Genomic DNA, 19,735 nt, shown 5'->3' with positions numbered 1-19,735 from the left:
CGCGAGGGCGGCGCCCGCCGATGGGATGAGGGCGCGGCGGGCGCCGCGCAAGGGGCTCAGGGTTCGTCGTAGGGGCGGATCGAGTCCGGCACCAGCTTGGCGCCGTAGTCGTCGATCAGGCGGCGCACGTCGGGATCGTTCATGAACATGTCCTCGGCCGAAGCCTGGCGCTCGTCGCGCGCGCGCAGGTTGCGCGCATGCAGCGATTCGCCGCCGGAAGCGGTCTCGAAGCGGATCTGCGGAGCGACGCCCAAGCGCTGGGCCAGCGCATCGGCGACCATCTTGATCAGCACCGGCGCGCGCAGGTGGTCGTCGTTGGGCCCCAGCGACAGGCTCAGCACGCCGTCGGCATAACCGAGAAAGCCCGAATGCTCGGCCAGTATCCGCGCCGGGCCGCGCAGGCCGCTGGCGTCGACCAGGGCGTGCCAGGCGTCGGCGTCGGGAATTCCCGCCCCGCCCGCGGCGGCGCGCGCCGGCATCCGGATCGGCTCGGACGCGCGCGGCGCCGGGCTGGCGAACATGTCTTCGCGCGGCACTTCGTCCGGCACCACGCTGGGCGCCGGCGCGGCGGCGGCCGGCGGGACGCGAAATTCGGGTTCGGCGGCGATCGGCGCCGGCTCGGCCCGTGCGGGCTCGGGCTCGGCGCGGACAGGCTCGATCCGGGCCGATCGGATCCGCTCCGGCTCGACCGAGGCCGCCGGAGCGGCCGGCCGGGCCGCTTCCGGACGAACCGGCTCCGGCTCCGAACCCGCGCGTTCCGGGCGGGACGATTGTCGCGGTTGCGGCACATCGTCTTCCGGCCACAGCGGCGCGTCCTCGCGCACCGCCTGGACCGGCCGCGACGGACGCGGCGGTTCGGCGCGGCGCACCGGTTCCTCGTCCGGCCACAACGGCGCTTCGTCCGCCGCTGCAGGCGCGGCGGCGAGCGGAGCGCGCGCCGGTTCGCTACGGGTCGGCTCGGCGCGAGCCGGTTCGATCGGCGCGACCGGACGCGGCGGCGACCCGGACGCAGAGGCGCTGCGCGCTTCCGCCGCCCGCGCCGGGGCCTGCGCCGGCTCGAGCGGCGTCGACGGCTCCGCGGAAGGCGCCGATACCGCCGCTTCTCGCGGCGCGCCCTCGCGCACCGGCGCACCGCCCATCTCGCGCATCGCCGCAGCCGCTTGCGCGGCGGCGTCGCGGCCGCGCGCGGGCTCGCTGCGCCCGCCCGAACCGCCCGACGTCGGGCCGGGCTCGGCCGCGCCGCTGGGGCGGAACGCGAGCATGCGCAGCACGCTCATCTCGAAACCGGCACGCGGACTCGGCGCCAGCGGCAGATCGCGGCGGCCGTTGACGCTCATCTGGTACCACAGCTGCACGACCTCAGGCCGCAGCTGCGCGGCCAGCGCGTCGACATCGACGCCGTCGGCCTCGACCGCCGCCTCCGGCACCAACTGGCGGACCTGGATCCGGTGCAGGGCGTCGCTCAGCGACTCCAGCACGCTGCCCCAGTCCGGCGAGAACTCGGCCAGGGTCGCGACCTCGGCCATCAGCCGCGTGCCGTCGCCGTCGGCCAGCGCGGCCAGCACCGCGCCGACCCGGGTGCGGTCGACCGAGCCCAGCATCGCCGCAACCGCAGCGCCTTCCAGGCGCGTGTCGCCGCCGGCGCCGCCGTAGGCGATGGCTTGGTCGAGCAGCGACAGGCCGTCGCGCAGGCTGCCGTCGGCGGCCTTGGCCAACTGGCGGATCGCCGACTCGTCGGCGCCGATCTGCTCGGCGGCGAGAATGCGGGTCATCTGCCCGGCGATCTGCTGCTCGTCCAGGCGCTTGAGGTTGAACTGCAGGCAGCGCGACAGCACCGTCACCGGCAGCTTCTGCGGGTCGGTGGTCGCCAGCAGGAATTTGACGTGCCCCGGCGGCTCCTCCAGCGTCTTCAGCAGCGCGTTGAACGCCGACTTCGACAGCATGTGGACTTCGTCGATCAGATAGACCTTGACCCGGCCGCGGCTGGGCATGTACTGGGCATTGTCGATCACCTCGCGCACGTCGTCGACGCCGGTGTTGCTGGCCGCGTCGATCTCGAGCAGGTCGATGTAGCGCCCGGCGTCGATGTCCAGGCAGGCCGCGCACTCGCCGCAGGGATCGGCCGAAGTACCGCGCTCGCAATTGAGCGATTTGGCGAAGATGCGCGCGATGGTGGTCTTGCCGACCCCGCGGGTGCCGGTGAACAGGAAGGCATGGTGCACGCGCCCGGTGCCGAGCGCGTTGGTCAGCGCGCGCACGACGTGCTCCTGCCCGACCAGTTCGGCGAAACGCTTGGGGCGCCACTTGCGGGCGAGGACGAGATACGACATCGGATCCTTTGCGATGAGGCCTGCGGACGAGCCGCCAGGGTAACGCGGCACAGCGCGCGCGAGCGGGCGCCGTCACGACGCTGGGCGCGGCACTGTGGAACCCGCGCATTGTGCCACGCCGGCCCCGCGCGGCCGCGCCCGGAGCGTCCGCCGGGACTCGGGAAAACCCCCTTATAGCGGCCCGGAAGCCGGGCCGGCCACGCCCAGCTTGTCCGCCAGCCCCCGCCAAGGCTAGAATTCCCGGCTCTGAACGGCCCGCCCAGCGAGTCGCACAGATCCCGGAGAGGTGTCCGAGTGGTTGAAGGAGCACGCCTGGAAAGTGTGTAAGCGTCTAAACCGCGCTTCGGGGGTTCGAATCCCCCTCTCTCCGCCAGTTCACGTGAAGAAAGCCCCCGAGTCCGCTCGGGGGCTTTTTTGTGCCCGCCGCAGCTTGCCGCATACGAGACGGCCGCCCCAGGCCGCAGCGAGGTGAACGGCCAGCGGCTGGGTCCGCCCCGGCGCCGGCAGCCTCGCAGACTTCCGAGTTCAAATTATTTCGACTCGTCGAGCAGTTGACTCTTGCCCCATAGGTCGAAGGTTCGACGCCCTTCACGACTCGCCAAGTGCCTGCTCTACGACAGTGCTCGAATCAGGCCGAGCCGATGAAGCGGCTTCGGCCTGAATCAAACGTTGGCATGAAGCCGTCGATTGGGTGTCCCCAAGCCTGAGGACTGAACCGGCATGTTTCCCGAGAACACCCCCTCGAAGACAAGCTGGGCCCTCCCCGGCAGTCATAGACCTGCGCATCGTCACGTTATCGATCCTGAAGGCATCGTTTGGATCGAAGTACGCTCCGAGACTGACCATGATGTAGCTGAAGAGGCGGAACAGGGGACACATCAGTTGGGGAAAATCCTTTGGGTGAGCGGCAAGGCAGTAAATGCGGCCTCCAGCTCCCAGCACTTCTGAGCGTCCCAGACGGCCCGCTCATGCAGGGCGCCGGTGAACGACTCTTCATCGTGGCGGTCGCTCCAAGCAACGTTTTTGACGATCGCCTCAATGTGATCCATGCCAACCCCTACCCTTTCCGGACCAACGTGGGTCTAAGCCCCTGTATCGACGTACGCTTCATAGGCCTAAAAATTAAGGGTTCTAGGTCGACGTCGCGACCACCCTCACAGTTTGGGCATCGCTTCATGGCCAAACCCTCTTGGACTTTGGTCCGGTATGGCTAGGAATTCCCCATACAAAGAACCAAGCCCCGATTCTCAGGGACTTAGTTCTTTCTGCCTATCGGATTCTTTGCCCGGTATCGCGCTAAAGAACACGCGTCTGTTCTTCATGTCACTGGGTAATGATGATCCTGTTGCCGCCCACAGGATCTGCGCTGTCGGTCTGGATCGCGCCGGGCGGAGTGGTGCAAGTGCTGGTGTGGTCGACACTGTTGGTCTTCATTCCATTGGCGTCTATCAGCGTCGTGCGCCAACGGAACGTCGCAGTGGGAAGGGGCGTGGTATTAGTGCACCTGAAATAGAAAGTCAGCGGCGACGGCGTTTGGGCAGTGTAGGTTCCGATGTAGTCGCTGCACTCCCAGCCGCTGGCGCATTCGACGATTTTCGTCTCTCTCCTAACCGGAAAGACCGGCGTGCCCTTGTAGAAGACTCGGGCCGGAATATTGGCACCCTGCGGCCCCGCCACGTTCTCCAGGGCCATGATCCTGAACGTCAAACCGTAGGCTCGGATGTACTCCTGCTTTTCGGCTTCGCACAGCACCCGACGCGACTCGCCCTCTTTCAGCGTTTTGTACATCGAACAACCGGTCTGGTCGTAGGTGTGCTGAAAGCCGACAATGTGCCCAAACTCGTGCAGGATCGCCGACTCCCAGTCGTACTTGTCCGGCGGCACGCTACTGCCGGTATCGCAACTGAACTGGAACAGCCCCTGAGTCTGATTCATGTGCCGCCGATCCACGAATATATCGGCGTTCAGAATCGTTCCCGTCTGGGAATTCGTCATGATCCGGGCTTCCATAAGGGCGCCGGGAAGCAGCTGCGCGTCGTCTTCGACGGTGATGTGCGAATAATTGTAGGCCTGAGTTTGCTCATCGACGCGAGGATGCGACGCAAGCGAGTCGGTCTGCAGATGCAAATCCACTCCCACGCGGTTCCAGGTATTGCTGGCGCCTATGCTGGAAAAGATGCAGGCCGAAACCGAGTCGTGAAACCCAATATTGACCGAGGCGGCCTCCCATTGCGAAGTGATGACCGGCGCCTGGGCCGACGCTTGAAAGCCGCAGACGGCCAGGGCCGTCGCCACAAGCATGCGAGCCGAAATCATGGCGCGCCCCCGGCGCTACGCTTGCCAGGAGAAAACTTCTTTAACTCGTTCGCAGCCTCGGCGACGCTGCGCGGGTCTTCGCCCGAGCGCGTGGCGCGCGGACCGTCCCGCAGGGTGTCGTTGGGGAGTATTTCGTACGCCAGATACGGCACAGCGATGAAACCGGCCTCGGTTTGCTTGCGCTTCTCAGCGACCCACTGCTCGTACCAATTCTTCGACAATACCAACAAATACTTCTTTCCCACCGTAAATTCGATGTCGGAGGTTACGGTCAAGACAGTGCCATCCGGGTTCGCCCCGGATTTTCGTGGGACGTAAACCATGTCGCCCGGCGCCCGCGCGCCCTTAAGCGATTTCACAACGGTAAACGGACTCGTCGACAAGAATCCGTCCAGGCGTGCCCGACCGTCCATCGTCTTGCCTGCTGTTGCTATGACCACGGTGTCGGCCATGAGCATTTGCTCGGCGGCAGTGGTGCTGCCCGCGAAAAACCGCTGCGCGATATCGAACAAGTCGATCCCGCTTTGTTGGAAGACCGCCACGTCCTTTGCCGTGAACCCCAGCGCAGCCAAGTCGACCGCGGTCTGCTGCGTCAACGCTTGCATTTGCTCGGGTGTGGGCCGCGCGCCTTTGAGCCCCCCGCCTACCGCGCCGTGCTTGGCTTGAACTTGGCCAGCCCCCAACAACTGCTGGTAATTGCTGTAACGACCTCGTTTGGCCAGAGCCTGGAGACGGCTTTGCTGCTGGGTCTGGATCTGCGTACGACCGCCGTCGGATACACGCTGATTGGTGGCTGCGGTGGCTGCGGAGAAGCTGCAGCCGAACAATATCGAAGCCAGTATTACGGATCCCCGCATTTCACATTCTCCTTGTGGTAATCGCTTCCGAACCGATCTGCAACTGATCGAGCGTAGAACTCCCTTCTCTGTATTGCGACCGTACTTTTTCCGTCGTAACACGCGCCCGGGCGCTTGCGCATTTTCGGAGCCGTTGCGCATCTCGGGCACAACGATTGCGACAGCCGATACGCGAAGCTCCCGTTGGCGCGGAACCAGGGGGCGACGCAGCGTCAAGCCCAGACCGCTCCGATGCATGGGTCTTCCAACGCATTTCGCCCCAAGCATCGCCGCCCCATGATCGCCTGGCAAGTCCTCCCGCACCCCGCGGGCGCGTTCCATGGTGGACCGCCCGCCTCGCAAGAGCCGAGACGAGGCGCGGCGTACCAGGCCGCATACGGCGTGTTCTCGACCAGATGCCGATTGCAGTCCGGCACGCCGTCGCGCCACCACACCGGGCCGCGTTCGCCGAGGGACACTTTCGCCGCTTGTACCCGGGCGCGGGCCTGGCGCAAGGCGGCCGGATCGTCGCCGGTGGCGCGCGGCGCGCGTCCATCAGCTCATCGATCAGAACCTGGCGGCGGTCGGCGCTCAAGCCGGGATCGCTCGCGCGCCAAAGGCGCCGCTCGACGATCAGGTAGCGCGCGTCGAGCGTGAGCAGCAACTTGCGCATCGGAGCTCAGGCGCGCTGCCGCTGGTTCAGTTCGCGGTCGTCGTTCTGCGGTTCGGCGGCGCCGTCCAGTGCCTGCAGCGCGGCGCGCAGCGACCGGCCGGCGGCGCGCGCATGGGCCTGTAAAGCGGCGTTGGCGCCGCGCTGGCGCTGCAGGCTGTCGGTCGCGCGCGCCAGCGCTTCGAACCGCTCGCCCAGGCGCGGCGCATCGCGAAACAGCAGGTAGTCGTCGACATGCAGCTTCAAGGCCTGCAGTTCGTAGATCGCGACGCGCTGCAGGCGCAAGCGCGAGCCCGCCTCGGGCGATGCCAGTACAGACATTCGCCCAGTTCGGCCTCGACGGCGCACAGGCGCGCGCTCAACTCGGTCGCGGCGCGTTCGCTGCCGTCGCGCGCCGCCAGTTGCCGCAGCAAGGCCGCATCCAACGCCGCGCAGGCCTGCGCGCGCTCGATCTCGGCCTCGCCGCAATCCTCGGCAGCGAGTTCTGCCTGGCGCAGCAGGGCGGCGATCAGGTTCGCCAATGCCTGCAATGCGTTGAGGTCGTGCTCGCGCTGCCACGCCTTCATGCCCTGTCCCGCTCGCGCCGCCGATCGCGGCCCCTCTATGGAGCCGCGATCGCCGGCCGATGCCAATCGACATGTCGTTAAACGACGCCGCGCGGACAGTGCAGCCGCAAGGAACATGAAGGCGGCGTCGGCAGGCGATGACGCCGGCGCGAACACGACCGCCCAGTCAGCCGGCGGCCTGGCGTTCGCCGAGGTTCGCCGGCGTGGACACGATCGCCTCGAGTTCGCCGATCAGGCCGCTCATGCGCTCGCGCTGCTGCGGATCCAGGTGATCGGCGGCGTCGGCGAGCAGGTTGGCCAGGAGGGTCAGGCGGCGACGGTGGCCGTAGGCGTCCAGGCGCACCAAGCGGCCGCCGGTATCGCGCTCGGCCGGCTCGCTGGCCGGCGCGTGCAGATAGCGCAGCAACAGCAGGCGCAGGCGTTCGGCGCGCTCGGCGTCCTCGCCGGTCCACGGCTCGGAGGTGCCGCGCACGGTCTGGTTCCATTCTTGGAAGCTCGCGCGCGGGCCGATCTTCAGGCTGCCGGCATCGAGCTGGTAGGCGTCGGACGGCGCGCCGGCCCAGCGCACGTGCTCGATCTGCTCTTCGCGGAACAACAGCAGCCAGCCCAGGGTGCCGCCTTCCAGCGGCACCGCGAACAGTCCGGCCGGCCCCTCGCCGGACGGGTTCCAGGCCGTACGGTCGGCGCTGCCCGCCGCTTCGTGGCCGGCATTCGCCCGCGCCCAGGCCAAGGCGGCCTCGACCGCCGCCTCGTCCACGCACTCTCCGAGCACCTGCTGGTCGCCGGCGACCAAGGCCAGGCCATGCGCGCAGGAAGCGCCGAGCAGGGCGCCGGCTTCGTCGCGCAAGGTACGCAGGGCCGGGGTGCCGTCGCTGAGCGCTTGTTCCAGGCGCACCCGGTGCGCGCGGGAGGCCGATTCGGCGGCACCGACCCGCTTGAGGTCGCGGCTACTCAGCAGCAGCGAGACGTAACGGCCGAATACGTCGGCGGCGATGCGTTGCGCGGCGTCGACCGGACGCGGCTGCGGATGATGGCAGGCGATCAAGCCCCACAGCCGGCCGTCGACGATCAGCGAAATCGACATCGAGGCGCCTACGCCCATGTTGCGCAGGTACTCCAAGGTGCACCGGCGACACGCTGCGCAGCAAGTCGAAGCTCATGTCCAGCGGCGCGGCGCTGGCCGCGCAATGCACCGACACCGGCGCGTAGCCGGCGTCCGGGATCACTCGCAGACGGTCGGTTGTCCGAGCAGTTCCTGGGCGCTGCGGCCGAACAAGTCGCCGGCGTTCTCCGATACCGCCACCAGGCGGCCGTTGCGCGGCGCGTACGCCAGCAGGACGCCGTGCGGCTGGATCGCGCCGCTAAGGTGGATCGGCTCGCGCGCGCACTCGTCGTACGCCGCCTGCAGTTTGGGGTCGATCATGCGAGATCCTCGGAAGTCATGGCCTCGGCCACCAGGCCGAAGGCGTGCCGCGCGCCGCGCTCTGCGTCCTCGCGCATCGGTCCGCGCAGGCCGGCCAGCGCGGCGAGGAAGCGCGGCCAACGCTGGCTGCGCTCGGCGTGGCGCTGCAGAACGACTGCGGCATATCGGGATCGGTCCGGCGCAGGCCGGCGAGATTGCGCAACAGCAGCCGGGCGCCGAGGGCCGAGCCTTCCAGGACGTAGGTTCCCCCATCCACCAACTCGGCGGCAAGGCCGGCGGCGGCGCTGACGGCGCCGCGCCCAACTGTTGCAGGTCCTGCGTCAGCAAGGCCGGGCGCTGGCCATCGAACCAGGTCGCCACAGCGCGCGCGCCGACAGTTCCTCCGGTGCCAGGGCCAAGATCGAGACCAGCGCCGCCATGCCGCGCAAGTAGCGCGCATAGCCCATGTGATCGCTCAAGCCGCCGGCCATCAGCCGATCCAACCGGGTGTGTTGCGCGGCAGTCGCAGCCCGCAACTCGATTTGCAGCGTATTCAATTCGACGGCTGAACCGGGCAAAGAGCGACAGTCTACGCGTTATGCCAGCGCCGGCCAGGGCCGGCGCACCGGCCCCACCGCGGGGCTGAACCGCTCAGTTCCGCAACGCCAACGGCTTGGCGGAACCACGCTGTTCCACGGCGAACGACGCCGAACGCGCCCCGCCACCCCCGACATCTCCGCCGGCCGGCACCGAGGGTCGTGCGCGGCGCAGGGGGCGTCGATCGCGTGGGCGCGCACAGACGATGCGCGCCAGCGCCTTCCATCGCCGACCGGCGGTCGCAGTGCGGCGCGTCGGCGTATGGACAGAGCGCGACTGCGGACTCACTACAACCTTTCGTTACAACTGCCATCGCAGTCGCACGGGCGAATTGCGTTGCTCATCGCAATTCCATAGAGGCGTGGCGCCTAGATTGCGCGCGGCTCGCGACGGAGCGGCCAAATCCGCGTGCGCCCCGCCGCCGTCGCGGCTCTCGCCCTTGCGGGCGCATCCACCACACAAGGATTCTCATGAGCAAGAAGATTCCCGCCAACGACGCCACCCCGACTTCGCGTTCGCGCCGCCAGCTGATCGGCGCCGCCGGCCTGATGGCCGCGGCCACCGCTAGCGCCGGCGCGGCCGCCGCAGCAGCGGTCGCGCCGAGCCCGCGTCGCACGACGGCCGCCGCCGGCGCGCTGGCGCTGCCCGCCGACGGCCGGGTCAACGTCAAGGACTACGGCGCCGTCGGCAACGGCAGCACCGACGACACTGCGGCGATCGAGCGCGCCCGCGATGCGGTGTTCGCCTCGGTCAACAGCAACGGCTGGCTGACCCACCATCTGTATTTCCCCGCCGGCGTGTACCGGGTGACCAAGGCCGACGCGCTGCTGCCGATGGTCGGTCCGCAGTTGCGCAATTACGTAATCGAGGGTCAGGGCAAGCGCAGCTCGGAAATCCTGTTCGACGCGCCGCTGGCCAGCGGCGACCGCTTCAACAACAACCTGATGACCGCGGCCGGCCGCCTGCGCCAGTTCCGCGTGCGCGAGATCGGCTTCCGTTCGGCGCGCGCCGGCCTAAGCTGGCTGTTCGCCTGGTCGGCGGTCAACGATTCCAATCAGGACTTCGCTTTCGACGATGTCGAATGGCGCGGCCCGTGGGAGCGAATCATCGGCCTCGACGGCCCGAGCGACTCCAACCTCAACTCGGAATGGTCGTTCAACCGCTGCCACCTGGCCAACGACGTGGTGATCGGCGACGCTTTCCTGCATTCGGGCATGTCGCCGGAGTTCGCCCAGCAGGACCAGTTCCTCAACTTCTGGTTCCGCGACTGCAAGTTCGAGTACAAGAGCGGCACCCTGCTGCGCTTCGTCAAGGGCGGCTACATCAACGTCTACGGCGGTTCGTGGATCCACACCAATACCGATCCGCAGGTGCCGTCGGTGTTCTTCGATCTGCCGGCGCAGAGCCATTCCAATACGGTCAAGACCCTGGTCGTGATCGGCGTGCGCTTCGAACTGCGCTCGACCAGCAGCAAGCTGCTCAACTGCGGCTGGGACGCCAAGAACGGCAGCCTGACGTTCATCAGCTGCACCGACGCGGCCTGGGCGCATGTGTCCTCGGTCGGACCGCTGGCGTTCCCGGTCACCTACCGCCCGCGCAACGGCGACATGCCGTTCGTGAAATGGCAGTCCTGCCAGTTGATGGGCCGGCACGAGTCCTACGCCACAGTCAATCGCGACCGGTTATTGTTCGAGCAGTGCAATACCTTGAACGCGACCGCGGCGACGTTCGTGGTGCAGCGCTGACAGGGATGCGGAGGCCGAGTATCCCGCTCCCCTAAGTTGCCGTGTCGCCGTTGCCGGAAGAGCCTGGCGCAGCAGCGAACCCGCGACGGCGCCTGCAGGCCCGAAGGGTGGCGCACAAGACGTGCGATCTGCGGTTGAAGCGCATGCCTCGATAAGACAGGGATGTCTTATCGAAAAATCCCGGCGCCGGCATCGAAGCCGCAGCGGAGATTTCCGTGTCCGGGCTTTTCTGCCGATTTTGACCGAAGGACATCCGGCGGGACTTTTGGGGCGCCCCAAGACAGTCCCCGTCCGCTTGCGAGCGGAAGCCTTGCTTGCATCCTGAAATCGACTAGACGGCGCGAGGCCGCAAGAACGCTGTCGCGGCTCGCGCCGCTCCTACAGACGCAGGATCCGACTCGGCGCTGGGGTCAGACGCGTCCTGTCAGCAGCGCGCGGGCCCAATCTTCGCGGCCGTTGCGGCGGGCCAGCGCCGCCGCCGCGCCCCAGTCGTAGTCGACTTGCAGCAGTTGCGCATGCCAGCCGTCACGGTCGCGTTCGACGATGGCGTAGCGCGCCTGCGGCGAACCGTTCTCGACCCGGTGCGGGTGCGGATGCTCGCCGGCGTAGGCCTGCAAGCCGACGCTGCCGGGATTGACGATCAGGCGTCCGTCGTCGAGCCGCAACGCGCGCGGCACATGGGTGTGGCCGCACAGGATCAGGCGCGCCGGGTCGTCGCCGGCGCGTCGCGCGATCTCGCCGGCGTGCGCGGCACGCATGCCGCCGGCGTCGATGGTTTGCAGGAAGCATGCCAGATCGCTGGCGGGGGTGCCGTGCACCAGCAACACCTCTTCGTCCAGGCGCAGGCTCGGCGGCAGCGCGCGCAGCCAGTCGCGCTGATCCGGGCGCAGTTCCGCAGCGGCGTGGCGGTCGGAAGCGCTCATGCGTTCGAGCGGATCGAACAGCACTTGGCGCTCGTGGTTGCCGGCGATGGTCGGCCAGCCCAGTTCGATCAACCGGTCCGCGGTCGCGCACGGCTGCAGCGGGCCCGACAGCAGGTCGCCCAGGTCGACCGCATGCTCGACGCCGCGCCGGCGAAAGTCGGCGATCACCGCCTCGAGTGCACCGAGGTTGCCGTGGATGTCGGAGAGCACTGCGATGCGCATGCGCCGATTCTACGGCCGGTTTCTACGGCAGGTTTCAACGGCCGGCTTCACTCGTGGGTTTCAGCGTATGACGCCGACGCACGGCCTCGCCGGCCCTCCTGGCGGGCCCGGACGAGACCGTCGGCGGCCGCGGGCCCGGGCGTCCCGAGCCCTGCCGCGATCGATCCAGGCGCGCAGCCGATGCCGCCGCCGCGAGACCGCGAGACGCGGCGGCGCTGAACGCCCGCCGCGGCCGCGATTGCGCCGCGGCGGGGGCTCAGGCAGAATGCCGGGCCTCGCGACGCGCCTGCGCATCGCCGAGTCTATGGTGGCCCCGTTGGCGCCTCCGCGACGATAGGTCGAAAACCCCGCCAGGGCCGGAAGGCAGCAACGGTATCGACTGATTCGGGCGCCGGAGTCACGCTTGCGGGGCCGCCGCCTTTTCGGGCCGGCATTCCCGCTCCGCTCTCTATCGCCTCGCCCGCGCCGGCCGAGGCTGCCGGACCGGCCTCGGCGCGCCTGGCCGCCCCTGCGCCTACATCGCCCGATACGCCTGCGCCAACGCCTCGGCGAAATCCTCGAACCGGGTCGGCGGCGTGTTGGTCGCATTGCGCCCCTGCAGCGAACGGATCAACTCGGCGTTGATGCTGCGGGCCAGTTCGACATAGGCCGCGGCCAGATCCGGCGCGAAGCCGGCGCCGATCAGCCCGTCCACCGCCTCGCCCGGCTCCAACTGCCGGTACTCCAGATCCGACAGGCCCAGGCGTTGGCCCAGGATCGCGGCGGCCTGCGCATGGCTCAGGTCGCGCTCGCCGAGCAGCTCGCGCACTTCCACTCCGCGCCAATGTCGCGCCAGCAAGGCCCAGGCCGCGGTTTCGGCGATGTCGCGCTCGGCCTTCGCCGCGCGTTTCCACCAACAGGTCGGCGAACCGGCCAGGCAGTACCTGGCGCGCTGGCGCATGCACGTCGCCCTGACCTGGCTGCGCGAAGGCGACCGGGCCATCGCCGATATCGCCGAACAACTGGGCTACCAATCCGAAGCCGCGTTCTCGCGCGCGTTCAAGCGCGTGCTCGGGATCACCCCGGGCGCGGCGCGCCAAGGCGAAGCGGTCGTCGCCCTCGACGCCTGAAATCGCTCAGGGCGCAGGCGTCAACGCCAACGCGTCCGGCTCGCGCCCGGTCGGCCAGCGCGCCACGACCCGCCAGCGACGGCGATCGATCACCGCGATCTCGTCGCCGCCGCTGATCGCGACATAGACGCGCGGCCGCCGCGGGTCGGCGATCGCGCCGATCGGCAGCGCGGCGCGGCCGAGCAAGGTATCGCGATACTCGACGCCCTCGCGCGCCAGCGAGACGCGCGCATGCAGGCGCTTGCGCCGCGCGTCGAACACCGACAGGGTGGCCGCGCGCGCGTTGCTGACCATGGCGTAGCGGCCGTCGGCGGTGAACGCGACGCGGATCGGAAAGCCCGGGCTGTCCAGGGCCGCGCGGATCGACAGGTCGTCCGGGTCGTGCACGGTCACCGTGCCGGCCTCGCGGTTGCCGACCCAGATCTCGCCGCTGCCGGGCCGCACCGCCAGGCCTTCGGCGCCGGCGCCGGCGGCGACTTCGTCGGTCTTGCGGTTGCGGCGCAGGTCGATCCGGCTGAGCGTGCCGCGGTCGATCTTGCTGACATAGGCGCTGGCGCCGTCGGCGCTCACCGCGACCATGTGGCCGCGACCCTCGCCGAGCGCGATCTCGGCCACGATCCGTCCGTCGGCGACATCCACGCGCAACAGCTGCGAAGTGGCCTCGGTGGTGACCAGCAACTCGCGCCCGCCGGGCAGGAAACGCAGGCCGTGCGGGCGGCCGTGGCGGCCCAGCCCGATCCGTCGCGGCGGCTGTTTTCCGTGCAGGTCGAGCACGGTCAGGGTATGCCCGGGCGCGTCCTTGTCGCCGTAATCGGCGACCACCGCCAACGCGCCGTCGTCGGCGACCGCGATTTCGTGCGGACCGCGTCCGCTGGCGAATGCGCGCAGCTTGCGTCCGTCGTCCAGGGACAGGCGCCAGACTGTATCGGCCGCCTTGTTGCCGACCAGCAATTCGCCCGCGGCCGCAGGCGCGATCAGTAGATACAGGCCCAGTCCCAGGGATCGCAAGCGCATGGCGGTTCGGCTCCGATGAGGTTTGCGACAGCGCACGACGGCGTCGAGCGGAGCCTAGCGCAACGCCGGCCAGCGGCCGCGCACCTGCGTCGCATTCGCGCGCCGGCGTTTACGGCGGTTCGGGGTGCAGCCAGTCGGCGGCACCGTCGGCGTAGCGCTCGTGCTTCCAGATCGGCACGCGCCGCTTGGTCTCGTCGATGATGTAGCGGCAGGCGGCGAACGCGGCATCGCGATGCGCGGCGCTGACGCCGACCCACACCGCCAGTTCGCCGATCGCCAGATCGCCGACCCGGTGCACGCAACAGGCTTCGACGATGGCGAACTTTTCCATCGCCTCGGCCAGCACCCGCTCGCCCTCGGCCTCGGCCAGGGCGGCGTAGCTTTCGTAGCGCAAGCCGGCCACGGCGCGGCCGTCGTGGTGGTCGCGCACCCAGCCCTCGAAGCCGGCGTAGGCGCCGGCGCGCTCGCTGAGCAGGCGCTCGCGCAGCGGCGCGATCTCGAACGGATGCTCGGACAATCGGAAGCGCGCCATCGCTCAGCCTCCCGAGACCGGCGGAATGAAGGCCACTTCGCTGCCCGCGCGCGGCGCCTCGTTCCAATCCGCGAAATCGCCGTCCACGGCGACCCGCAGCCGTTCGACCGGCAAGGCGAAGCCGTGGCGCCGGCGCAGGGTTTCGTACAAGGCGCGCAGGTCGGGGCCGTCGGCTTCGACCGCCTCGCTGGCGACCCCGGCGGCGTCGCGCAGGCTGGCGAAATACAGCACGGTCAGCCGGCTCATGCGCTACCCCGGCGGCGCGCGCGCACCGGCTTGGTCGCGGCCGACCCGGCGGCGCTCGTCTGGCTGGCCGCCGGCCGCCGCGCAGCGCGCTCGCCGGCCGCGGGTTGGGCCGCGACCGGCGCCGCCGCAGCCGCCGGCTTGGATGTTCTCCGCCGCGATTGCGCGGCCGCCGCAGTCGCGTCGCCGTCGAATCCGCTGCGGCCGAAATCGCGCTTGCCGCCGCGCTTGCCGAGCAGGCGCGCCGGTCCGAGCACGATCGCGTGCGACAAGGCCTTGCACATGTCGTACACGGTCAGCGCCGCGACCGTGGCGCCGGTCAGCGCTTCCATCTCGACCCCGGTGCGATGCACGGTGCGCACCGCGCAGTCGATCGCCAGGCTGCGCTCGCCGTCCCAGTCGATGGCGATGCGGCAGCCATCGATCGGCAGCGGATGGCAGAACGGAATCAGTTCGTGGGTGCGCTTGACCGCGATCGTGCCGGCGACGATCGCGGTGTCGATCACCGCACCTTTCTTGCTGCGCAGGCCGCTGGCGCGCAATTGCGCCGCGACCGCGGCCGGAAACGTCACCCGGCAGCGCGCCGTCGCCTCGCGCGCGGTGGCCGCCTTGGCGGACACGTCGACCATCGCCGGGCGGCCGTCGCGGTCGATGTGGGTCAGGGTGGGCTCGGCGCTCAAATCGTCATACTCCAGCGAAGTCCGTACCCCGGCTCGCGCGGTCCGAACAGAAAATGCAGCACGCGCCGCCGCCCTTGCGGCCGGGCCGCCTTGGACGAGGCGTGCAGCAACAACGGACGCATGATAAGCAGATCGCCGGGCTGCGCGCTGCACTCGACCTCGCCGGAACGGGCGCGCAATGCCCGGGCCTGCGCCATGCCCAAGCGGCCGTGACGATGCGAGGCCGGCACCACGCGCAACGGGCCGTCGTCGCTTTCGCACGGGTCCAGATGCAGGCGCACGATCGTCAGGCGCTCCAGCAACTCCGCAGGAGGCTGGACGAAATCGACGCCCTGCTTGCGCGACCAGCCGCTCAACTGCGCGCACTCCACCCGGCCGGCGACCGGCACGCACAGATCCTGATGCCAGCCGACCTTCCAATTGCGCGCGCCGCTCTTGCGGAACAGAGTGCATTGCACCGCGACGGCATCGCGATCCAGCGCGCCGACCCCGGCCAGCCTCCGCCGCAGCGGCGCCACCAGCGCCGCACACCCCGGATGGGCGAGCAGATCGCGCGTGCCGGCGTCGTCTTCGTCCATCGCCTGCGCAGCGGCATCGGCCTGCGCGCCCGCCTGCGCCACGCGGGCGGCCGACACCGCACCCGGCCAGTGCACGAATCCGAGCGCGCCCAAGCGCCCAGCGGACGTGGCCGGGACCGCCGCGACGGCGGTCGCGGTCCCGTCGGGACGCTGTCGAGTGCGCGCTATGGACACGACAAGCCTCCGGCTGCGCTCAACCGCCGATCAGGAACATTTCCACGTGCCGGCGAGGGCGCGGCGCATCGGCGGCGCGCAATTCGCTGTAGCGGTCGCCGCGTCGCGACCACAGCTCGGCCAGATGGGCGGCGAAGGCGTCCTCGCCCTGGGCCAGCGGCGGGCGCAGGTCGCTGCCCTCGGCAGCGAACAGGCAGGTGTACAGTCGCCCGTCGGCGGACACCCGGGCGCGGTGGCAGTCGCCGCAAAACGGCGCGCTGATCGAAGACACGAAACCGATCTCGCCGGCGCCGTCGGCGAAGCCGTAGCGCGAGGCGACCTCGCCGCGATAGTTGGCGTCGAGCGCGCGCAGCGGCCAGCGCGCATGGATGCGGTCGCGCAACGCTTGCGACGGCACCACCCCGGCCTGGCTCCAGCCGTTGCAATTGCCGACGTCCATGTATTCGATGAAACGCAGCACGTCGCCGCCGGCGCGGAAGCGTTCCACCAGGGGCAGCACCTGGTCTTCGTTGACTCCGCGCTGGACCACGCAGTTGAGCTTGATCGCCCCGAACCCAGCGGCGTGCGCGGCGTCGAGGCCGGCGAGCACGTCGGCGACCTCGCCGCGGCCGCCGGACAGGCGCCGGAACAAATCCGGATCGAGCGCGTCCAGGCTGACGGTGAGACGGCGCAGGCCGGCTTCGCGCAACGCCCGCGCGTGCCGCGCCAGCAACGAGCCGTTGGTGGTCAGGGCCAGATCGTCCAGGCCGGGAATCGCCGCCAGGCGCGCGATCAGCTCGGGCAGGCGCTTGCGCAGCAAGGGCTCGCCGCCGGTCAGGCGCAGCTTGCGCACGCCGACGCGGACGAAGCCGCGCACCAGGGTTTCGATCTGGTCGAAACTCAGCCGCCCGGCCGCGTCCAGGCCGTAGTCGTCGCCGACCCGTTCGGCCGGCATGCAATACGGGCAGCGGAAATTGCAGGCGTCGATGACCGACAGGCGCAAGTCGCGCAGCGGCCGCCCGAGCCGGTCGAGCGGCAGCGCCGGCGCCGCTGCGCCAGCGGCCCGTGCGGCAAGTTCCTGCGCGGCAACGGCATTCACCTAGGACGGCACCTGGGTCTCAAGGGGCTCGGCCAGATCGATCACCTCGCCCGGCCTCCCCACACGATACCCCCGCGCGGCCAGCGCGTCGCCTTCTTCGCGGCTGCCGTAGTGGTACAGGACGCAGCGGTTCAGCAATTCGCGCGGGTACTCGCGCTCCAGGTCCTCGATGCCGCTGTGCGAGGGATTGCCGTGCAGGGCGCAGTCGTGGGCGATCAGCTCGCCGGCATCGGCGTACTTGGCCAGCACCTCGGGGATCGGCCGGGTATCGCCGGTCCAGATCGCACTGCCGCGCAGGCGCAGGCCGAAGGCGCTGTCGGGCCAGTGATGGCGGGTGGCGAACACTTCCAGGCGCTGGCCGTCGTGCCAGAAATGGCCGCTGACCGGGACCAGTTGGAACGCGTCCCAGAAGTTCACCCCGCCCTCGGCCAGCACGTTGGGATAGTCGGCCACGCGCTGGTGCAGCAGCGGCACCACCGGCGCCGGCACGTACAGGCGCACCTTGCCACGCCGCTGCGGGTCGAAGTAATGGGCGACGAACAGGCGCTCGAAGCCGGCGACGTGATCGAGGTGGGTGTGGGTGACGAACAGCGCCTCGGGCATCCGGCCGTAGTGGGCCAGATAGGCGGTCAGCCCCTCGCCGCCGCAGTCGACGGTCAGCCACGGCTCGCCGTCGCGCTCCAGCGTCGCCATCGCCGACCCCAATTCCACCGCCGACGCATTGCCGACGCCGTGCAGACGCAACCGCCAACTCATGCCCACCCTCGCCTTTGACCATTCACTCTTTCAGTAACCACGTTCCCAGGCGCGGTCATAGGCCGTGCGCAGTCGGGCGAAATCGCGTTCGACCTCGGCCGGCGTGCGCGCGCCGCGCAGCTTGAGCAGCGAGCGCAGCAGCCGGGCCAGATTGCGCTCGCGCCAGGCCGTGGCCGGGATGCGGATCGCGCCGCGGTCCAGATCGATGACCCAGCCGCGGCCGCCGCTGTCGAACAGCAGGTTGGTGGCGTTGAGGTCGGCGTGGTCGAGCCCGGCGCGATGGCAGCGCGCGATCAATCGGCCGGCCTCTTCCCAGGGCGCGCCGTCGCCGGCCACCGCGGCGCGGTCGGCCAGCGAACGCACGTCGCCCAGGCGCTCGATCAGGATCGCCGCGTAATAGTGCAGCCCGTCGCGCCGGTACCAGGCGGCGACCGGCATCGGCACCGGCAGACCCTTGCGCGCGACCTCGCGGGTCAGGCGGAACTCGGCGAAACTGCGGGTTCGGTGCGCACCGCGCCACCAATAGCGATCGCGGTTGAAACGCGCGACCAGGCCGCCGCGCAGGTAGCGCCGCAGCACCACCTGACCGAACGGCGCATCCACGAACCAGGCCCCGCCGCGGCCGCCGCTGTCGACCGGCCGCGCCTTGGCGCCCCAATGCGCGGGCGAGAACCACTCCGGCTGCGCTTGCTGCACCCGCTCGCGGTCGAACAGAATCGCACCGTAACCGCTGTCGTCGCGGTACGGCGTCAGTCCCTCGGCGGCGTCATAACCCGTCATCCGTCCGAGTCTAACAAGCACGTGACCCAATCGCCTCTCAGTTCTTCGCCTTCCCTGTGCCTGCTGCGCCTGTCGGCGCTGGGCGACGTGACCCATGTCGTGCCGCTGGTCCACACCCTGCGCGCGGCGCGGCCGCAGGCCTCGATCGTGTGGCTGATCGGCAAGGGCGAGCGACGCCTGCTCGACGGCCTGGAGGGGGTCGAGTTCGTCGAATACGACAAGAAGACCGGCTTGGCCGGGATGCGCGCGGTCCGCCGCGCGCTGCGCCAGCGCGAACTGCCCGGCGGGCGCTTCGAGGCGCTGCTGCAGATGCAGGTGGCCGCGCGCGCCAACCTGCTGTCGGCCTTCGTCCCGGCCCGGCGCAGGATCGGCTACGACCGCTCGCGCTCCAAGGACCTGCACGGCCTGTTCGTCAACGAACGCATCGCCGACCGGCCCGGCATCCACGTGCTCGACGCGATCGGCAGCTTCTGCGAGCCGCTCGGCCTGCGCCAGACCGAGGTGCGCTGGGACTTGCCGGTGCCCGACGAGGCGCGCGAATGGGCGCGCGCGCAATGGCCGCAGGACGGCGTGCCGACCTTGCTGATTTCGCCCTGCTCCAGCCATGTCCTGCGCAATTGGCGCAGCGAACGCTACGCCGCGGTCGCCGACCACGCCGCCGGCCAGGGCTGGCGGGTGGTGCTGTGCGGCGGCCGCAGCCAGCTCGAACGCGACACCGCCGACGCCATCCTCGCCGCCATGCGCCATCCGGCCTTGGATCTGGTCGGCAAGGACACGCTCAAGCAACTGCCGGCCCTGCTCGAACGCGGCCACCTGCTGATGACTCCCGACTCCGGACCGATGCACATCGCCAACGCGATGGGCACCAAGGTGTTGGGCCTGCACGCGGCCAGCAACCCGGCGCGCAGCGGGCCCTACAGCGACCGCCGCTACTGCGCCGACCGCTACGACGACGCCGCGCGCAAGTACCTCGGCAAGCCCGCGGCGGAGATCGGCTGGGGCCGCAAGATCGAGCACGCCGGGGTGATGGACCTGATCACGGTCGAGGACGGCATCGCCGCGTTCGAGCGCTATCGCGCCGACCACCCCGCCGCCGGCGCATGAGCCCGGCGACCGCGGCCGATACGCCGCCGGCGCCGCCGGAACGTTTGCCGGCCGCCGGCCGGCGCCACGACTACCGGTGC

At 69.8% G+C, this 19,735-nt stretch carries 21 protein-coding genes, 1 tRNA gene, 1 other RNA gene and 2 pseudogenes; 5 read left to right on the top strand and 20 right to left on the bottom strand.

What is annotated here, in order from left to right:
• Positions 1-56 precede the first annotated feature (56 nt).
• Entirely contained in the window at positions 57-2,330 is a 2,274-nt protein-coding gene (dnaX, locus tag V2J18_RS08005; protein WP_336131505.1) for a DNA polymerase III subunit gamma/tau, read from the bottom strand.
• A gap of 280 nt (positions 2,331-2,610) precedes the next feature.
• Here dnaX and V2J18_RS08000 point away from each other — a divergent pair.
• Positions 2,611-2,703: transfer RNA gene (locus V2J18_RS08000), tRNA-Ser, on the top strand.
• Between the two features lie 505 nt (positions 2,704-3,208).
• On the opposite strand, the gene V2J18_RS07995 is transcribed toward V2J18_RS08000, so the two are convergent.
• The 9 genes and pseudogenes from V2J18_RS07995 to V2J18_RS07955 form a co-directional block, all read right to left on the bottom strand.
• On the bottom strand, positions 3,209-3,379 hold the full coding sequence (locus tag V2J18_RS07995; protein WP_336131504.1) for a hypothetical protein: 171 nt from the start codon (positions 3,377-3,379) through the stop codon (positions 3,209-3,211).
• A 274-nt stretch (positions 3,380-3,653) separates the two neighbouring features.
• Entirely contained in the window at positions 3,654-4,646 is a 993-nt protein-coding gene (locus V2J18_RS07990; protein WP_336131503.1) for a hypothetical protein, read from the bottom strand.
• Positions 4,643-5,503, bottom strand: a complete 861-nt coding sequence (locus V2J18_RS07985) for a hypothetical protein (RefSeq protein ID WP_336131502.1) — start codon at positions 5,501-5,503, stop codon at positions 4,643-4,645. Before V2J18_RS07985 ends, V2J18_RS07990 begins: the two co-directional genes overlap by 4 nt.
• A 344-nt stretch (positions 5,504-5,847) precedes the next feature.
• Positions 5,848-6,155, bottom strand: a pseudogene (locus V2J18_RS07980) (hypothetical protein); the annotation flags it as partial.
• Positions 6,156-6,161: 6 nt separating this feature from the next.
• Complete coding sequence (locus V2J18_RS07975; RefSeq protein WP_336131501.1) at positions 6,162-6,437, bottom strand: hypothetical protein; 276 nt, start codon at positions 6,435-6,437, stop codon at positions 6,162-6,164.
• Positions 6,395-6,874, bottom strand: a complete 480-nt coding sequence (locus tag V2J18_RS07970; protein WP_336131500.1) for a hypothetical protein — start codon at positions 6,872-6,874, stop codon at positions 6,395-6,397. Before V2J18_RS07970 ends, V2J18_RS07975 begins: the two co-directional genes overlap by 43 nt.
• A 10-nt stretch (positions 6,875-6,884) precedes the next feature.
• The gene (locus V2J18_RS07965) at positions 6,885-7,838 is read right to left on the bottom strand and encodes a GAF domain-containing protein (protein WP_336131499.1); all 954 of its coding nucleotides are present in this window, start codon (positions 7,836-7,838) and stop codon (positions 6,885-6,887) included.
• Positions 7,839-7,940: 102 nt separating this feature from the next.
• The gene (locus V2J18_RS07960) at positions 7,941-8,141 is read right to left on the bottom strand and encodes a hypothetical protein (RefSeq protein WP_336131498.1); all 201 of its coding nucleotides are present in this window, start codon (positions 8,139-8,141) and stop codon (positions 7,941-7,943) included.
• Between the two features lie 320 nt (positions 8,142-8,461).
• Positions 8,462-8,677, bottom strand: a complete 216-nt coding sequence (locus V2J18_RS07955) for a hypothetical protein (RefSeq protein ID WP_336131497.1) — start codon at positions 8,675-8,677, stop codon at positions 8,462-8,464.
• Positions 8,678-9,187: 510 nt separating this feature from the next.
• On the opposite strand from V2J18_RS07955, the gene V2J18_RS07950 reads away from it, so the two are divergent.
• Positions 9,188-10,462, top strand: coding sequence for a glycosyl hydrolase family 28-related protein (locus tag V2J18_RS07950; RefSeq protein ID WP_336131496.1), 1,275 nt, complete (start codon positions 9,188-9,190; stop codon positions 10,460-10,462).
• Between the two features lie 410 nt (positions 10,463-10,872).
• On the opposite strand, the gene V2J18_RS07945 is transcribed toward V2J18_RS07950, so the two are convergent.
• Positions 10,873-11,607 carry a metallophosphoesterase family protein gene (locus tag V2J18_RS07945; protein ID WP_336131495.1) on the bottom strand — a complete coding sequence of 245 codons (735 nt, stop codon included), beginning with the start codon at positions 11,605-11,607 and terminating at the stop codon, positions 10,873-10,875.
• 314 nt (positions 11,608-11,921) lie between these two features.
• Here V2J18_RS07945 and ffs point away from each other — a divergent pair.
• An RNA gene (gene ffs, locus V2J18_RS07940) (signal recognition particle sRNA small type) lies at positions 11,922-12,018 on the top strand.
• 103 nt (positions 12,019-12,121) lie between these two features.
• On the opposite strand, the gene V2J18_RS07935 is transcribed toward ffs, so the two are convergent.
• Positions 12,122-12,547, bottom strand: coding sequence for a Rossmann-fold NAD(P)-binding domain-containing protein (locus V2J18_RS07935; protein WP_186442613.1), 426 nt, complete (start codon positions 12,545-12,547; stop codon positions 12,122-12,124).
• On the opposite strand from V2J18_RS07935, the gene V2J18_RS07930 reads away from it, so the two are divergent.
• Positions 12,468-12,716, top strand: coding sequence for a helix-turn-helix transcriptional regulator (locus V2J18_RS07930; protein WP_064748804.1), 249 nt, complete (start codon positions 12,468-12,470; stop codon positions 12,714-12,716). The genes V2J18_RS07935 and V2J18_RS07930 overlap by 80 nt on opposite strands.
• Positions 12,717-12,722: 6 nt before the next feature.
• Here V2J18_RS07930 and V2J18_RS07925 read toward each other — a convergent pair whose 3' ends face one another.
• The 8 genes and pseudogenes from V2J18_RS07925 to V2J18_RS07890 form a co-directional block, all read right to left on the bottom strand.
• The gene (locus V2J18_RS07925; RefSeq protein ID WP_064748805.1) at positions 12,723-13,730 is read right to left on the bottom strand and encodes a YncE family protein; all 1,008 of its coding nucleotides are present in this window, start codon (positions 13,728-13,730) and stop codon (positions 12,723-12,725) included.
• 109 nt (positions 13,731-13,839) lie between these two features.
• Positions 13,840-14,262 carry a molybdenum cofactor biosynthesis protein MoaE gene (locus V2J18_RS07920; RefSeq protein WP_064748806.1) on the bottom strand — a complete coding sequence of 141 codons (423 nt, stop codon included), beginning with the start codon at positions 14,260-14,262 and terminating at the stop codon, positions 13,840-13,842.
• 3 nt (positions 14,263-14,265) lie between these two features.
• A complete protein-coding gene (locus V2J18_RS07915) occupies positions 14,266-14,508 on the bottom strand; it encodes a MoaD/ThiS family protein (RefSeq protein ID WP_064748807.1) in 243 nt (80 codons plus the stop codon).
• A gap of 200 nt (positions 14,509-14,708) precedes the next feature.
• Positions 14,709-15,185, bottom strand: a pseudogene (gene moaC, locus V2J18_RS07910) (cyclic pyranopterin monophosphate synthase MoaC); the annotation flags it as partial.
• On the bottom strand, positions 15,182-15,856 hold the full coding sequence (locus V2J18_RS07905) for a phytanoyl-CoA dioxygenase family protein (RefSeq protein WP_336131494.1): 675 nt from the start codon (positions 15,854-15,856) through the stop codon (positions 15,182-15,184). The pseudogene moaC and the gene V2J18_RS07905, both read right to left, overlap by 4 nt.
• 100 nt (positions 15,857-15,956) lie before the next feature.
• The gene (gene moaA, locus V2J18_RS07900; protein ID WP_064746295.1) at positions 15,957-16,955 is read right to left on the bottom strand and encodes a GTP 3',8-cyclase MoaA; all 999 of its coding nucleotides are present in this window, start codon (positions 16,953-16,955) and stop codon (positions 15,957-15,959) included.
• Between the two features lie 60 nt (positions 16,956-17,015).
• Positions 17,016-17,771 (bottom strand): MBL fold metallo-hydrolase, encoded by a 756-nt coding sequence (locus V2J18_RS07895; protein WP_064746222.1) that lies wholly within the window; start codon positions 17,769-17,771, stop codon positions 17,016-17,018.
• Between the two features lie 30 nt (positions 17,772-17,801).
• Positions 17,802-18,551, bottom strand: coding sequence for a 3-deoxy-D-manno-octulosonic acid kinase (locus V2J18_RS07890; RefSeq protein WP_336131493.1), 750 nt, complete (start codon positions 18,549-18,551; stop codon positions 17,802-17,804).
• Between the two features lie 21 nt (positions 18,552-18,572).
• On the opposite strand from V2J18_RS07890, the gene V2J18_RS07885 reads away from it, so the two are divergent.
• Complete coding sequence (locus V2J18_RS07885; protein ID WP_186442492.1) at positions 18,573-19,655, top strand: glycosyltransferase family 9 protein; 1,083 nt, start codon at positions 18,573-18,575, stop codon at positions 19,653-19,655.
• The last annotated feature ends 80 nt before the right edge of the window (positions 19,656-19,735 follow it).

Source organism: Lysobacter firmicutimachus, from assembly GCF_037027445.1.
Classification (GTDB): domain Bacteria; phylum Pseudomonadota; class Gammaproteobacteria; order Xanthomonadales; family Xanthomonadaceae; genus Lysobacter; species Lysobacter firmicutimachus.
This window is presented reverse-complemented; position numbering and strand designations above follow the sequence as displayed.

Bases quoted from the DNA above. Each gene is read 5' to 3' on its own strand.
- dnaX (WP_336131505.1), bottom strand. From the start codon at position 2,330: ATGTCGTATCTCGTCCTCGCCCGCAAGTGGCGCCCCAAGCGTTTCGCC.
- V2J18_RS07995 (WP_336131504.1), bottom strand. From the start codon at position 3,379: ATGGATCACATTGAGGCGATCGTCAAAAACGTTGCTTGGAGCGACCGC.
- V2J18_RS07990 (WP_336131503.1), bottom strand. From the start codon at position 4,646: ATGATTTCGGCTCGCATGCTTGTGGCGACGGCCCTGGCCGTCTGCGGC.
- V2J18_RS07985 (WP_336131502.1), bottom strand. From the start codon at position 5,503: ATGCGGGGATCCGTAATACTGGCTTCGATATTGTTCGGCTGCAGCTTC.
- V2J18_RS07960 (WP_336131498.1), bottom strand. From the start codon at position 8,141: ATGATCGACCCCAAACTGCAGGCGGCGTACGACGAGTGCGCGCGCGAG.
- V2J18_RS07950 (WP_336131496.1), top strand. From the start codon at position 9,188: ATGAGCAAGAAGATTCCCGCCAACGACGCCACCCCGACTTCGCGTTCG.
- V2J18_RS07945 (WP_336131495.1), bottom strand. From the start codon at position 11,607: ATGCGCATCGCAGTGCTCTCCGACATCCACGGCAACCTCGGTGCACTC.
- V2J18_RS07930 (WP_064748804.1), top strand. From the start codon at position 12,468: ATGTCGCGCTCGGCCTTCGCCGCGCGTTTCCACCAACAGGTCGGCGAA.
- V2J18_RS07935 (WP_186442613.1), bottom strand. From the start codon at position 12,547: ATGCGCCAGCGCGCCAGGTACTGCCTGGCCGGTTCGCCGACCTGTTGG.
- V2J18_RS07925 (WP_064748805.1), bottom strand. From the start codon at position 13,730: ATGCGCTTGCGATCCCTGGGACTGGGCCTGTATCTACTGATCGCGCCT.
- V2J18_RS07920 (WP_064748806.1), bottom strand. From the start codon at position 14,262: ATGGCGCGCTTCCGATTGTCCGAGCATCCGTTCGAGATCGCGCCGCTG.
- V2J18_RS07915 (WP_064748807.1), bottom strand. From the start codon at position 14,508: ATGAGCCGGCTGACCGTGCTGTATTTCGCCAGCCTGCGCGACGCCGCC.
- V2J18_RS07895 (WP_064746222.1), bottom strand. From the start codon at position 17,771: ATGAGTTGGCGGTTGCGTCTGCACGGCGTCGGCAATGCGTCGGCGGTG.
- V2J18_RS07890 (WP_336131493.1), bottom strand. From the start codon at position 18,551: ATGACGGGTTATGACGCCGCCGAGGGACTGACGCCGTACCGCGACGAC.